General features: G+C 57.0%; 13 protein-coding genes. 12 read left to right on the top strand and 1 reads right to left on the bottom strand.

Annotated features, from left to right (window positions below):
* Positions 1–294 precede the first annotated feature (294 nt).
* The 12 genes from EXR70_15245 (at position 295) to EXR70_15190 (ending at position 12,770) form a co-directional block, all read left to right on the top strand.
* Complete coding sequence (locus tag EXR70_15245) at positions 295–651, top strand: NADH-quinone oxidoreductase subunit A (protein MSP39841.1); 357 nt, start codon at positions 295–297, stop codon at positions 649–651.
* A gap of 6 nt (positions 652–657) precedes the next feature.
* Complete coding sequence (locus EXR70_15240) at positions 658–1,215, top strand: NADH-quinone oxidoreductase subunit C (protein MSP39840.1); 558 nt, start codon at positions 658–660, stop codon at positions 1,213–1,215.
* 19 nt (positions 1,216–1,234) lie between these two features.
* Positions 1,235–2,425 (top strand): NADH-quinone oxidoreductase subunit D, encoded by a 1,191-nt coding sequence (locus tag EXR70_15235; protein MSP39839.1) that lies wholly within the window; start codon positions 1,235–1,237, stop codon positions 2,423–2,425.
* Positions 2,426–2,490: 65 nt separating this feature from the next.
* Positions 2,491–2,964, top strand: coding sequence for an NAD(P)H-dependent oxidoreductase subunit E (locus EXR70_15230; GenBank protein ID MSP39838.1), 474 nt, complete (start codon positions 2,491–2,493; stop codon positions 2,962–2,964).
* Positions 2,965–3,015: 51 nt separating this feature from the next.
* Positions 3,016–4,284, top strand: a complete 1,269-nt coding sequence (gene nuoF / locus EXR70_15225; GenBank protein ID MSP39837.1) for an NADH oxidoreductase (quinone) subunit F — start codon at positions 3,016–3,018, stop codon at positions 4,282–4,284.
* 53 nt (positions 4,285–4,337) lie between these two features.
* On the top strand, positions 4,338–5,927 hold the full coding sequence (locus EXR70_15220) for a 2Fe-2S iron-sulfur cluster binding domain-containing protein (protein ID MSP39836.1): 1,590 nt from the start codon (positions 4,338–4,340) through the stop codon (positions 5,925–5,927).
* Complete coding sequence (locus EXR70_15215; protein MSP39835.1) at positions 5,924–7,054, top strand: NADH-quinone oxidoreductase subunit H; 1,131 nt, start codon at positions 5,924–5,926, stop codon at positions 7,052–7,054. The genes EXR70_15220 and EXR70_15215 overlap by 4 nt, the downstream gene beginning before the upstream one ends.
* A gap of 12 nt (positions 7,055–7,066) precedes the next feature.
* The gene (locus EXR70_15210) at positions 7,067–7,564 is read left to right on the top strand and encodes an NADH-quinone oxidoreductase subunit J (protein ID MSP39834.1); all 498 of its coding nucleotides are present in this window, start codon (positions 7,067–7,069) and stop codon (positions 7,562–7,564) included.
* Between the two features lie 2 nt (positions 7,565–7,566).
* Positions 7,567–7,869, top strand: coding sequence for an NADH-quinone oxidoreductase subunit NuoK (gene nuoK, locus EXR70_15205; protein ID MSP39833.1), 303 nt, complete (start codon positions 7,567–7,569; stop codon positions 7,867–7,869).
* Positions 7,863–9,779, top strand: coding sequence for an NADH-quinone oxidoreductase subunit L (locus EXR70_15200; protein ID MSP39832.1), 1,917 nt, complete (start codon positions 7,863–7,865; stop codon positions 9,777–9,779). The genes nuoK and EXR70_15200 overlap by 7 nt, the downstream gene beginning before the upstream one ends.
* Positions 9,780–9,781: 2 nt before the next feature.
* Positions 9,782–11,335 (top strand): NADH-quinone oxidoreductase subunit M, encoded by a 1,554-nt coding sequence (locus tag EXR70_15195; protein MSP39831.1) that lies wholly within the window; start codon positions 9,782–9,784, stop codon positions 11,333–11,335.
* The gene (locus tag EXR70_15190) at positions 11,325–12,770 is read left to right on the top strand and encodes an NADH-quinone oxidoreductase subunit N (protein ID MSP39830.1); all 1,446 of its coding nucleotides are present in this window, start codon (positions 11,325–11,327) and stop codon (positions 12,768–12,770) included. Before EXR70_15195 ends, EXR70_15190 begins: the two co-directional genes overlap by 11 nt.
* A gap of 100 nt (positions 12,771–12,870) precedes the next feature.
* On the opposite strand, the gene EXR70_15185 is transcribed toward EXR70_15190, so the two are convergent.
* A complete protein-coding gene (locus tag EXR70_15185; GenBank protein MSP39829.1) occupies positions 12,871–13,710 on the bottom strand; it encodes a phosphodiester glycosidase family protein in 840 nt (279 codons plus the stop codon).
* Positions 13,711–13,769: the final 59 nt, after the last annotated feature.

Raw genomic sequence — 13,769 nt, 5'->3', positions numbered from 1 at the left:
GCGGCCTCAACCACGGTGATCTCGCTGCGATATACTCGTTGAATTACGTCTAGTCGTTTCTCGTCTTTCATTGTCAGGGTTGTCATCCTTCCACCCTGACATAATTACGTTGCCGTTAACCCCTGACATAATCACTTTGCTACAACAACAACGTCGACTTTACCTTGACAACCTTGCGCTTTTCCAATACAAAAATTGCTAGCGCGCGTGATCTGAGCGGACGCGATCTAAACTGAAATAACGCCATACCTTTTCAATTCGGGGAGGTATGGTTTTTTTAATAGCCGACGATTCATGAATCATCCCTTTTTCCCGCTGGTCGTTATCTTTGCCATTGCCACGGTGGTGGTTCTGGCGTTGCTGTTGGTGGCGACCAAACTCGGCCCCAAATCCTCCAATGCCGCCAAGTCCGACCCTTTCGAGTCGGGCAACCCGCCGCGGGGCGACGCGCGCATGTTGTTCTCGGTTAAATTCTATCTGGTCGCCATGCTGTTTTTGATCTTCGATTTGGAAGTGGTGTTTCTTTATCCCTGGGCGATCTATTTTCGCCAGCTCGGTGTCTTCGGGCTGGTGCAAATGGGGATTTTTCTGTTCATTCTTTTGCTTGGCTACGCCTACGTTTGGAAAAAAGGCGCGCTGGAGTGGGATTGATTCTTCATGTCTGACAGCAGCTCCCGGCTCGCCAACATTCAAGAGATCCTTGGCGGCAAAATTCTCGAGTCGATGGTAGCCCAGGGCGATGATGTCATCGTTCTCGACCGGGCCGGACTGCGGGAAAGCTTCGCCTTGCTGAAGGATCGACTGGGCTGCAACTTTCTCTCCGACATCACCGCGGTGGATTACTGGCAGAAAAAAACGCCGCGCTTCGAAGTCGTCTACCAAATCGTTTCGCTGACTGAGCAACGCCGCCTGCGGGTGCGCGTGGCGGTGCCGGAGAATGACCCGACGGTGGACTCGTTGACGCCGCTGTGGCGTGGCGCGAATTTTCTCGAGCGCGAAGTTTGGGATCTCTACGGGATTCAGTTCACCGATCATTCCGACCTGCGGCGCATTCTGCTCTACGATGAATTCCAGGGCCATCCGTTGCGCAAAGATTATCCGGTCAATCTCTGCCAGCCGCGCGTGCCCGAGCGCCAGGTCGATGGAACTTTCGTCGACGAGCGCTCGCATAATAAATTATTGCGCTTGCAAAAATCTCTCGGGAGCAAGAACTGAGCGTCGCTCGGGCCACACCATGAAAGCGGATAATCCAGAGCTGCCGAGCGAGATCATGGAACTGCAGATGGGACCGTCCCATCCGGCGACCCATGGCACCATCAAGTTCAATCTCAAGCTCGACGGCGAGCGGGTGGTGGACTGCGATGTCGAGGTCGGCTTTCTTCATCGCGGTTTCGACAAGAGCTGCGAGCAGGCGACCTGGACTCAAGTTATTCCCTACACCGACCGGCTGAACTACGCATCGTCGCTGATCAACAACGTCGGCTACGCGCTTGCCGTGGAAAAGCTCATCGGCGTCGAAACCCCGGCGCGCTGCCAATACATTCGCGTCATCATCAGCGAGCTGGCGCGCTTGTTCGACCATTTAACTTGCTGCGGCATGGCGGCGTCTGAGTTGGGGGCGATCACTGTCGGCTTTTACATGATCGAAGCGCGCGAGCTGATCACGCATATCATTGAAAATCTCACCGGCGCGCGCTTGACCGTCACCTACGTGCGCATCGGCGGCGTCAAGCATGATTTGCCAGAGCATTTCGCCGAGCGGGTGGCGACGGCTTTCACGACCATGCGCCGGCTGCTCAATGACTGCGATCATTTGCTGTCGCGTAACCGGATCTTTCTCGATCGCATGTCCAACATCGGTGTGATTTCCCAAGAGACCGCATTGAATTACAGTCTCACCGGGCCGATCCTGCGCGCCACCGGCGTCAACTACGATATCCGCAAGGCGTTCCCTTATTTGGTCTACGATCAAATGGACTTTGAAGTGCCGCTCGGCAGCCGGGGCGACAACTACGACCGCTTTCTTTGCCGCCTGCGTGAGATCGAGCAGAGCATGAAGATCGTCGAGCAGGCGCTTAAGCAGCTACCCGTCGGGCCGGTATGGATCGACGATCCGCGCTTCGTCTTGCCGGAAAAAGACAAAGTCTACGGCAGCATCGAAGGCTTGATGCATCATTTCAAGATCATCATGGAAGGCATTAAGGTGCCGGCGGGGGAAACCTATTTCGCCGTCGAAGGCGGCAACGGCGAGCTCGGCTTTTACATCGTCAGCGATGGCGGCGGCAAGCCCTATCGCATGCGCGTGCGACCGCCTTGCTTCATCGCCATGGGCGCGTTTGCCGAGATGATCAAAGGGCATATGGTGGCGGATATTATTCCCACCTTCGGCATGATCAATATGATTGGCGGGGAATGCGACCGTTAGAAAGACGTAAGGGGTAAAGGGTTAGGGGTCAGGCGATTCGGCGTTGACCGTTACTTGCGAGAATTATGGCTTTAGAGTTTTCACCTGAGGCGCTTAAAACGTTTGAAGCGACGGTGGCGCGCTATCCGAAGAAGGAAGCGGCGATGCTGCCGGTGCTTTATTTGGCGCAGCGGGAGTTCGGCCACTTGGGATCGGAGGCGATCGAATATATCGCCAAGCTGATGGACCAAGCGCCGGCGCGGGTGCATGGGGTGGTGAGTTTTTACACCATGTACAACATGAAGCCCATCGGCCGCCATCATATTCAAGTCTGCCGCACGCTGCCCTGTGCGCTGCGCGGCGCCGAGCAGGTAACCGACATGCTCAAAAAGAAACTCGGCATCGACTGCGGCCAAACCACGGCGGACGGCCGCTTCACATTGTCGGAAGTCGAGTGTTTAGCTTCCTGCGGCACGGCGCCGATGATGCAGGTGAACGACGATTATTTTGAAGATTTGACCGAAGCGAAGATTGATCGGATTCTCGACGAATTGAAATAGGGACGCTTAGGGCGAGATCCTTCACTACGTTTCGGATGACAGTTTATTAACATGGAAAAGCTGCTGCTGCGCAATATCGGTGTTGCCGACTCGCACAAGCTGGCGACTTATCAGTCGCGCGGCGGTTATGCGTCGTGGCGCAAAATCGTCGAGACCATGAAGCCGGAGCAGCTGATCGACGAAGTGAAAGCCTCGGGCCTGCGCGGCCGCGGCGGCGCGGGATTTCCCACCGGCATGAAGTGGAGCTTCGTCCCCAAGGACAATCCCAAACCGAAGTATTTGGTTTGCAACGCCGACGAAAGCGAGCCGGGAACTTTTAAAGACCGCTTGCTGATCGAACAAGACCCCCACGCGATTATCGAAGGGACCTTGATCTCGGCCTTCGCGATTCAGTCGCACACCGCATTCATTTATATCCGCGGCGAGATGGTTTTTGGCACCCAGCGGTTGGAGCAAGCGGTGGCCGACGCGTACCAAGCCGGTTTGCTCGGCAAAAATATTTTTGGCAGCGGCTACGATTTGGACTTGATCGTGCACCGCGGCGCGGGGGCTTACATTTGCGGCGAAGAGACGGCGCTGCTGTCTTCGTTGGAAGGCGGCCGCGGCTGGCCCAAAGTGAAACCGCCGTTTCCCGCTACGCACGGATTATTCGGCTGTCCGACGGTGGTCAACAACGTCGAGACGCTGGCGGCGCTGCCGTGGATACTCGAGCGCGGCGCAGCGGCCTATGCCGCCATGGGCACTGAGAAGAGCAAGGGGACAAAACTTTTCAGCGTCAGCGGCCACATCGCGCGGCCGGGCGTTTACGAAGTGGAGATGGGCTATCCGTTCAAAAAATTTCTCGAAGAGGATTGCGGCGGCGTGCCCAACGGCAAGAAATTAAAAGGCGTGATCCCCGGCGGCGGCTCGATGCCGGTGTTGAAGCCGGAAGAAATTGACAAAGTAAATCTCGATTACGAATCGGTGGCGGCGGCGGGCAGTTTGCTCGGCTCTGGCGGCGTCATCGTCATGGACGAAAGCGTCTGCATGGTGCGAGCGGCGCTGAACTTGGCGCGGTTTTTTGCTCATGAATCATGCGGTCAGTGCAGCCCATGCCGTGAGGGCGTCCACTGGATGGAGAAAATTCTGCACCGGGTCGAACATGGCGGCGCGCAGTCGGGCGACTTGGATATGATACTCAATATTGCCGGTAACATCGCCGGTAACACTATTTGTCCGTTCGGCGATGCCGCTGCCTGGCCGCCGGGCGCATTCATTCGAAAGTATCGTGACGAGTTCGAAGCCCATATCGTGGCGGGGAAATGCACGGTGCGGAATTAGTTGTGAGTTTCCATTCGGGGCTAAGAGCTGACCAGTGACGACTCGCGAAATTTATGGATGAAGTAAAAATCATCGTCGACGGCAAAGCAGTCGTCACCACCAAGGGTACCACTGTCATCAAGGCGGCAGCGGACGCCGGCGTGGCGATTCCGCACTACTGTTATCACGAAAAACTGTCGATCGCCGGCAACTGCCGCATGTGTTTGATCGAGATTGAAAAAGCGCCAAAGCTGCAGATCGCCTGCAACACTCAAGTCACCGAAGGCATGTCGGTGTTGACCCAGAGTCCGAAAGTGTTGGCGGTGCGCAAGGCGGTGATGGAATTTCTGCTGATCAATCACCCGGTGGATTGTCCGATCTGCGATCAGGCCGGCGAATGTCAGCTGCAGAACTATTACATGGAGCATAACCGCGAGGCGAGCCGCTTCGAGGTCGGCAAGATTCACGATCGGAAAAAAACTATCTTCGGTCCCAACGTGATTTTCGACGGCGAGCGCTGCATCAAGTGCACCCGCTGCGTGCGTTTCTGCCAAGAGATCACCAAGACCGACGAGCTGGCGGTGGTCAACCGCGGCGATCATTCGACGATCTCGCTGTTCGAAGGCGCGGTGCTCGACAATCCGCTGTCGGCCAACGTGGTCGACATTTGCCCCGTGGGCGCGCTGACCGATCGCGATTTTCGTTTCAAAGTGCGCGTCTGGTATTTAGACAAAACCCCGTCGATCTGTCCCGGTTGCAGCACCGGCTGCAACATCAGCGTCGAGGCTGCGCAAAATAAAATCGCCCGCTTCAAGCCGCGCATCAACGAAGCGGTCAACAGCCACTGGATCTGCGACGAAGGGCGCTACAGTTTTCACGAACTCGCCGGAGGCGAACGGTTGACCACGCCGATGATCCGCCAGGAAGGCGGCTTGGTGCCGACAACTTGGGAAAACGCTTTGGCGGCGGTTTATCAGGGACTGACAACCAAGCAACCGTTGGCGGCGCTACTCTCGGGCCGCAACACCAATGAAGAAGCTTTCCTGTTCGCCAAGCTGATCAGAAAAATCGCGCCCCAGGCGGCACTGGAAGTTTTTTACCAAGAGCGCGAGCTGACGGCGACGCAGAAAATTCTCATGAGCCCGGACCGCGCGCCGAATTTTCGCGGCGCCTGCGACATGGGTGTGAGCGCCATCGGCGGTTTTGCCGCGATGATGGAAAAACTGGCGGCGGGAAGTTTTACTTCGGCCTATATCGTCGGCGAGGATCTGGTCGGCGCCAACGGTGGCCAGGAAAAAATTCGCAGCGCATTGGCCAAGCTTTCTTTCCTAGTGGTTCAAGACACGCGCATGAGCGAAACCGCTAAGCTAGCTCACGTGGTTTTGCCGGCGACTCATTTTGGCGAAAAAGAAGGCACCTACACCAATCGCAAAGGGCGGGTGCAGAAGTTGAACGCCGCGGTGATTCCACCCGAAGGCGCGCGCCAAGACAGCGAGATTTTCCTGCGCTTGTTGGCAGCGGCAGGGGATTCGGTTTCCTACGCTTCTCCCAGCGAAATCTTCGCGGCGCTGGCGCGGGAAGTTCCCGCCTATCAAGGTTTGGATTACCGCGCACTGGGAGGGCTAGGCGTGGAGTTGGCAAGCGGCGGTGGCGGAGCGTCATGATCGTTGATCTCGCGATTATTTTCATCAAGGCCGCGCTGGTGCTCGGTATGGTTCTCAACCTCGCCGGCATTCTCGGTTGGATCGAGCGCAAGGGCAGCGCGCTGATTCAAGACCGCATCGGCGCCAACCGCGCGTCGATCTTCGGTTTCGCCGGCATGGGCTTGGTCAACACCTTGATCGCCGATCCGCTCAAATTCTTAACCAAGGAAGATTTCATTCCGCCGGCGGGCGATAAATTTTTACATACGCTGGCGCCCTGCATGGCGCTGTTCCCGGCGTTGGTCACCTTTGCCGTGATTCCCTTCGGCGACGTCCTCAACTTCGGCGACCGGGTGATCAATTTACAAGTCGCCAACATCAATATCGGCATCCTTTATATTTTTGCCATGGGCTCCTTGGGAGTCTACGGCATCGTCATCGGCGCCTGGGCGTCGAACAATAAGTTTTCCTTGCTCGGCGGCGTGCGCGGTTCGGCGCAGATGATCTCCTACGAGATCGCCATGGGCTTGTCCGTCATCGGCGTGTTGATGGTCTACGGCACGTTGGAGCTGCAAGACATCGCCCGCGATCAAGGCACGCTGATCGGCGAGTTGTTGCCGACTTGGCTGAGCTACTTGCGGCCGCTGATCGGCTGGCTGCCGGCCTGGGGGATTTTTCTTCAACCCTTGGCATTTATTCTCTTCTTCACTTCGGCGGTGGCGGAAACCAAGCGCATCCCCTTCGATCTGCCCGAAGGCGAATCGGAGTTGGTCGCCGGTTATCACGTCGAATATTCCGGCGGCAAGTTCTTGATGTTCTTCGCCGGCGAGTTCGCCGAGATCGTCACCGCCGCAGGGTTGGTGACGACGCTGTTTTTTGGCGGCTGGCAGGTGCCTTATTTGCTGCGCGACGGTTTTCATTTTCCCTGGGGCGGCGCTTGGCTGTTGCCTCATCTCGCGGTGGTGGCGCTGCAAGTGGGTGCGTTTACATTCAAAGTAATATTTTTCTGCTGGCTGCAAATTTTGCTGCGCTGGAGCGTGCCGCGCTTTCGCTACGATCAGGTGATGCGCCTGGGTTGGAAGATGCTCTTGCCGCTGGCGCTGGTCAACGTCGCGGTTACGGCAATTTGGATCGTCGCGGCCCAGTAAAATTATTTAACCATGAAGATCGCGAATTTGATTTTTTATTTTCTCGCCACGCTGCTGGTGATCTCGTCATTGCTGGTGGTGTTTTTGCGCAATGTCGTGCACTGCGCCATGGCGCTGGTCGCGGCACTGCTCTTGATCGCGGTACTGTTCGTAACTTTGCAAGCGCCCATGGTGGGCATCCTACAGGTCATGGTTTACGCCGGCGCGATCATGGTTTTGTTTCTCTTCGTCATCATGTTTCTCAATCCCAAGGCGCTGGAAGCACAGCGGGGCGGCGTCTGGTGGGGTTTCGGCACGGCGTTGTCTTTGCTCCTGGGCGGCGCCTTGATGGCCTTTTTTAGCGCGGAGGAATCCGCCGGCGATCCGGTGGCGGCCACCGAGCTGTTTGGCAGTCCCGAGTCGCTGGCGAAAAGTCTATTCAGCGATTTCGTCCTGCCTTTTGAACTGGCGTCGATTTTACTGTTGGTCGCGATCATCGGCGCGGTGGTGTTGGCCAAGAGAGAACATTAAGCATGGTGCCGCTCAATTATTATTTAATTCTCAGCGCCGCGATATTCGCCATCGGCGTCATCGGCGTCGTGATCCGGCGCAACCTGATCATCGTGCTGATGTCCATCGAGCTGATGCTCAACGCGGTCAATCTGACCTTCATCGCGTTTTCCCGTTATCTCGGCTCCACCGATGGTCAGGTGGCGGTTTTCTTCGTTATGGCGGTGGCCGCCGCCGAGGCGGTGATCGGCTTGGCGATTATCATCTCCGCGTTTCGCCACCGCCAATCCCTCGATCCCCAGGAGATGCAGTTACTCAAATGGTAAGCGCGGCGCCGAACATCGCGAGTTACGACCTGCTGCGTTGGATTTTTCTGATTCCGCTGCTCGGCGCGGCGTTTAATTTATTCATCGGCCGCAATCTCGGCAATAAAAGCGCCGGCGCGTTGGCGACGGCCGCGGTGGGTGGGTCCTTCGCGTTGGCGTTGTCGGTTTTCTGGCGGATGGCGCCGAATACGATTTTCCGCGATACGCTTTACACCTGGATTGAGTCCGGCCCGTTCCACGTCGAGCTGTCGTTCCAAGTCGATGCGCTGACCGCGGTGATGCTGTTGATCGTCACCGGCATCGGTTTTCTGATTCATCTTTATTCTCTCGGCTACATGGCCCATGACGACGGCATGGCGCGCTTTTTTATCTATCTCAATCTGTTTATTTTCTTCATGCTGTTGCTGGTGCTGGGCGACAATTTACTGATTCTCTTCGTTGGCTGGGAAGGGGTCGGGCTCTGTTCCTACTTGCTGATCGGTTTTTGGCATACCGATCACAACAATACGATCGCCGGCAACAAAGCGTTCATCGTCAACCGCATTGGCGACTTCGGTTTTATCCTAGGTATCTTCGTCCTGCTCATCGAGCTCGGCCGCCAAGGCGTTTGGACTTTGAACTTCGCCGAATTGGCCGAGCATGTGAAAATGCTCAGCCCGGCGACGATCACGCTAGTTACTTTTTTGCTTTTCATCGGCGCCACCGGCAAGTCGGCGCAGCTGCCATTATTCGTCTGGCTGCCCGACGCCATGGCCGGGCCGACGCCGGTGAGCGCGCTGATTCACGCCGCGACCATGGTCACCGCCGGCGTCTACATGACCGCCCGGCTGCATTTTCTTTTCACCCTGGCGCCGGCGACGTTGGGCTTGATCGCGATCATCGGCGCCGCCACGGCCTGCTTCGCGGCGCTCATCGCGCTCAGCCAAAACGACATTAAAAAAGTTCTCGCCTATTCGACCGTGAGCCAGTTGGGCTACATGTTTATCGCCGTCGGCATGGGCGCCTTCGGCGCGGCGATCTTTCACGTTTTTACTCACGCCTTCTTCAAAGCTTGTTTGTTCTTGGGCTCGGGCAGCGTGATTCATTCCATGGGCGGCGAGCAGGACATGCGCAAAATGGGCGGGCTCAAAGCGCATATGCCGGTGACCTACTGGACTTATGTGATCGCGACACTGGCGTTGGCCGGGATTCCTTTCACCGCCGGCTTTTTCTCCAAGGACTTAATTCTCTGGCAAACTTTCAGTCATGGCGCCGTTGTGCTTTGGGCTGTCGGTGTAATTACCGCGGGCATGACGGCGTTCTACATGTTTCGCCAGCTGTTCATGGTGTTTCACGGCGAGTGTCGCGCCGATGATCATACTAAGGCGCATCTCCATGAATCGCCGGCGGTGATGACGCTGCCGCTAATTATCCTTGCCGTCGGTTCGATCTTCACCGGCTGGTTGGGCGCGCCGGAATATCTGTGGGGCAGCCGCTGGGATCGCTGGCTGCAGCCGCTGTTCGGCTCAGCCGAGGCGCACCACGATGCATTGAGCACCGAGTTGATCGTTACGGGGCTGACCTTCGCGGTCATTCTCGCCAGCATCGCTCTCGCTTACTTTAAGTACGGCCGCGCCGGCGCGCCGAGCGAAACCGACGGAGGTTTGCTCTATCGTTTGTCGCTCAACAAATTCTACATCGACGAACTCTATGACTTGATTTTCGTCCGGCCGTTCACGGCGCTCTCTAGTTTCTTCGCCCGCTTCGTCGATCCCTGGGTGATCGACGGCACGGTCAATGGCGTGGCGTTTACCGCGCGCGGTTTTAGCACCATCTGGCGCGGCTTGCAGAGCGGCAACGTGCAACACTACGCGGCGATGTTTTTGACCGGCGTGCTGGCGCTACTAGCGTACTTTCTCGGACAGTTGTAATCATGGCAACCCAAGGCTTCGGCATTCTCACCGTTATTCTCGCCATCCCAGCGCTGGGGGCGGCGTTGTTACTATTCATGCCGCGGCGCCAAAGCTGTGCGCTGTTTACCGTTGCGCTATCGGCGGCGGCGGCGGAATTTATCTGTTCGTTGCAAGTCTTTAACCTGTTCGACGCGAACAACGGCGCCATGCAGTTGCTCGAGCGCGTCGCCTGGATGCCGAGCTTCGGCATTCAATATATCGTCGGCATCGACGGCATCAGTCTTTTTCTTATCTTGCTGACGACTTTTCTCATGCCATTGGCGCTCTTGGCCTCTTGGTCGGTCAAAGAGCGGGTCAAAGAATATCTGATCTTTATGCTGCTCTTGGAGACCGGCATGCTCGGCGCCTTCGTGGCGCTGGATCTGTTTCTATTTTATGTTTTTTGGGAAGTGATGTTGGTGCCGATGTACTTTCTCATCGGTGTGTGGGGCGGCACGCGGCGGATTTACGCGGCCTTGAAATTCGTCATTTACACTATGGCCGGCAGCTTACTGATGCTGGTGGCGATTATTTATTTGGCGACGCGCTATGCCCAGGAGTCCCAAGTCCTGAGCTTCGATTTACTGCAACTCTACAACTTGCGTTTGCCCTTGGCACAGCAGAGCTGGTTGTTTTTCGCTTTCGCGCTTTCGTTTGCGATCAAAGTGCCGCTGTTTCCATTTCACACTTGGCTGCCCGATGCCCATGTCGAAGCGCCCACCGCCGGTTCGGTGATTCTCGCCGGCGTGCTCTTGAAACTTGGCATCTACGGTTTTCTCCGTTTCGCCATGCCGCTGTTTCCCGACGCGGCGCTGGCGGCGTTGCCGTGTCTGACCGCGCTCTCCGTCATCGGCATTGTCTATGGCGCGCTGGTCGCGATGATGCAAAGCGATATCAAAAAGCTGGTCGCCTATTCATCGGTAAGCCACATGGGCTTTATCATGCTCGGCCTGTGCGCGCTCAATCTCCAAGGAGTCCAGGGCGCGATCTATCAAATGCTCAATCATGGTTTGTCCACCGGCGCGCTGTTTCTCTTGGTCGGCATGATCTACGACCGGCGCCACACGCGCGCGATCGCCGAATTCGGCGGCTTGTGGCAACAGCTGCCGGTTTTCTCGTCGATTCTACTCGTCGTCACTTTTTCGTCCATCGGCTTGCCCGGCCTAAACGGCTTCGTCGGTGAGTTTTTGATTTTGCTCGGCTCCTTCCGGGTCGCGCCCTTGTGGACCGGCGTGGCGACCAGCGGGGTGATTCTCGGTGCGATCTACATGCTCTGGATGTTTCGCCGGGTGATCTTTGGACCGCTCGACAATCCGGAAAACCAAAAGCTGCACGATTTGAATGGCCGCGAATTGATCGTCCTCGCGCCGATTCTTTTTCTTATCGTGCTCATGGGGGTCTACCCGCAGCCGATCTTAAGTCGTTTGCAGCCGAGCGTTGAATTAACTTTGAAAAAAATCCTCGCCGTGCCGGTGTTGCCGGCGGTGGTCGCCGATCCTCAAACCAGCGGAGAGCAGAACCCAGATGGACGTTAATCTCACGCCGCTGCTCCCCGCGATTCAAATCCTGGTCACCGCCTTGGTGGTCATCGGCCGCGATTTATTCATCGAAGAGGGCGAGTCCCGCGACGTCTTAGCGTTTTACAGTTTGGTCGGCATCGGCCTGGCCGCGGCGGAAGTCGGCCTGCTGCTCACCGGGCGCCAGGAGAGCGCGTTCAACGACAGCATCGTGCTCGACAACTTCGCGCTGTTTTTCACGCTGATCTTTTTGCTCGCTGCGGCGTTGACGATTCTCTCGTCGATTCATTACATCCGCCAACTGCATCTGCGCGAGGGCGAATTTTACGCCCTGATTTTGTTCGCCACGGTCGGCATGATCGTCATGGCGTCGGCCAACGATCTGATGGTGTTTTTTCTCGGTCTCGAAACCATGTCGATGGCGGTCTACGTGCTCACCGGCATGTGGCGGGCGAGCGCGCGGGCGAGCGAAGCGGCGATGAAATACTTCGTCATGGGCGCCTTCGCTACCGGCTTCTTGCTCTACGGCATCGCCTTGATCTACGGCTCCACCGGTTCGACCAATCTGACTCAGATCAGTGCCTACATGCTCGACCAGCCGAGCGATTGGCCGCTATATTTAATCGGCGGCGGTTTGCTATTGCTGATCGGTTTCGCCTTCAAGATCGGCGCCGTGCCGTTTCATTTTTGGGTGCCGGATGTTTACGAAGGGGCGCCGACACCGGTGACCGGCTTCATGTCAGTGGCGGTCAAGGCCGCCGCCTTCGCCGCTTGGGCGCGCATCCTGATGTACAAACTGGCGCCGCTGGAAAGCGACTGGGTCTTTCCGCTTTGGATTATCACCATCGCGACCATGACCTTGGGTAATTTACTGGCGATCACTCAGTCGAGCGTCAAGCGCATGCTCGCCTACTCGAGCATCGCCCACGCCGGTTATTTGCTCATCCCCGTCGTCGTCGGCGTCGAGTGGGGCGGCTTGCCGCTGCTGTTTTATCTGTTGGCTTACTCGTTCATGACTCTCGGCGCCTTCGCCGTGCTGAGTTCGCTGGCGGAAGAAGACGAGCGGCGCGAGGGCTACAGCGATTTCGCCGGGCTCGGCGCCAAGCGGCCGTTTATCGCCTTCGCCATGACCTTGTTCATGCTGTCCCTCGCCGGTTTTCCACCGCTGGCCGGTTTCACTGGAAAGTTCTACGTGTTTCGCTCGGCGGTGCTCGCCGGCCATTTGAATCTCGCGATCATCGGCGTGCTCAACAGTTTGCTATCGGTGGTCTACTATCTGCGCGTGATCGTCGCCATGTACATGGAAGAGGGCGGCGCCGAAGGCAAAAGCTTTCGCCAAGCGCCATTCGTCTATGTCGCCATCGGAATCGCCGTGATCGGCACACTCTATCTCGGCATCCTCCCGGACCACGCGCTCAGCTGGAGCCGCATCGCCTTTTTCTCCCTGGAATGAATTTCCACCGAGGAGACACAGAGATCGCAGAGGTTTTTTTGTTTTCACCTTTGCGTTCTCAGCGCCTCTGCGGTGAGTTCTTATTCGACGCGTTCGCTGATCAATTAGATTTGCTGAAGAAGCCGATGGCAACCGGGACTTCGGTGGTGCCCAGCACCGATTCTTCGAACTTGCCGGCTTTGATATGGAGCTGGGCCGAGCCGCCGCCGTCTAGGTTGAGCAGGTCGGAGATTTCGAGCTGGGCTTTTGGAATGACGAAAAGTTCTTGTAACTCGGCGAAGCTCAAGCCGCCGAGCACGGCGTCGGTGACGCCAACGATGGTCCGTCCGTCCTTGTCGATGCCGACGAAGGCGCGGCGGGCGTAGCGGCCGAGGCCGCGCATGGTTTCCACCGGCGTGCCGCGATTTAACAATAATGGGCCGGATTGCAGCGCTTCGCCGGCTTGAGCCGGTTGAAACTCGTCGCGGTGGATGATCACCGGCGCGCCGTCGCGCACTGCGAAAACGCCGGTGTAAAGCCCATGCTTGGAGACGCTGCGATTGATTTCATGGTTAAGCGTTTTCAAATAGGCCAGCGGCCGGCCCTTTTCGTCGAAATAATTGGCGTTGATCGCCGCCAGGACGCCGCTTTTCTCGACGAAGGTTTTGGCGCTGGCGCTCTTTAGCGAGAAATCGCTGCTGGCCAAGATTTTCACGGTAATCAGTTTGCTGTCAAAGCGTACCAGCTTGAGCTCCATTTGATATTTGGGCTCACCCCGTTCGACGACGATTGTCCGAAACTCGACACCTTTGTGGATCGTCCGCCATACGCCCAATTCGCTGACGGTTAGATTGTTGCCGATTTTGAGTTTGCCAGGCGCCTGAGCCTCAACGTGGGCGGTGCGGACAAACAGGAGCGCCAACAGGATTATCACTGCGATGAGTTGTTTCGCTGCTCCCATGATCGGCTCAGACTAGCAGATGGCCGGGCGAAAATCAGTAAAACTAACGATCCGGCGCC

This window comes from Deltaproteobacteria bacterium (genome assembly GCA_009692615.1).
Taxonomy (GTDB): Bacteria; Desulfobacterota; Binatia; order UBA9968; family UBA9968; genus DP-20.
Note: the sequence above shows the minus strand (reverse complement) of the source record. Positions and strands in the feature narration are given on the sequence as shown.

Excerpts from the sequence above, each read along its gene's own strand:
- nuoF (MSP39837.1), top strand. The coding sequence starts at position 3,016 with ATGGAAAAGCTGCTGCTGCGCAATATCGGTGTTGCCGACTCGCACAAG.
- EXR70_15215 (MSP39835.1), top strand. The coding sequence starts at position 5,924 with ATGATCGTTGATCTCGCGATTATTTTCATCAAGGCCGCGCTGGTGCTC.
- EXR70_15210 (MSP39834.1), top strand. The coding sequence starts at position 7,067 with ATGAAGATCGCGAATTTGATTTTTTATTTTCTCGCCACGCTGCTGGTG.
- EXR70_15185 (MSP39829.1), bottom strand. The coding sequence starts at position 13,710 with ATGGGAGCAGCGAAACAACTCATCGCAGTGATAATCCTGTTGGCGCTC.
- EXR70_15220 (MSP39836.1), top strand. The coding sequence starts at position 4,338 with ATGGATGAAGTAAAAATCATCGTCGACGGCAAAGCAGTCGTCACCACC.
- EXR70_15235 (MSP39839.1), top strand. The coding sequence starts at position 1,235 with ATGAAAGCGGATAATCCAGAGCTGCCGAGCGAGATCATGGAACTGCAG.
- EXR70_15195 (MSP39831.1), top strand. The coding sequence starts at position 9,782 with ATGGCAACCCAAGGCTTCGGCATTCTCACCGTTATTCTCGCCATCCCA.
- EXR70_15200 (MSP39832.1), top strand. The coding sequence starts at position 7,863 with ATGGTAAGCGCGGCGCCGAACATCGCGAGTTACGACCTGCTGCGTTGG.
- EXR70_15190 (MSP39830.1), top strand. The coding sequence starts at position 11,325 with ATGGACGTTAATCTCACGCCGCTGCTCCCCGCGATTCAAATCCTGGTC.
- EXR70_15240 (MSP39840.1), top strand. The coding sequence starts at position 658 with ATGTCTGACAGCAGCTCCCGGCTCGCCAACATTCAAGAGATCCTTGGC.
- EXR70_15230 (MSP39838.1), top strand. The coding sequence starts at position 2,491 with ATGGCTTTAGAGTTTTCACCTGAGGCGCTTAAAACGTTTGAAGCGACG.
- nuoK (MSP39833.1), top strand. The coding sequence starts at position 7,567 with ATGGTGCCGCTCAATTATTATTTAATTCTCAGCGCCGCGATATTCGCC.
- EXR70_15245 (MSP39841.1), top strand. The coding sequence starts at position 295 with ATGAATCATCCCTTTTTCCCGCTGGTCGTTATCTTTGCCATTGCCACG.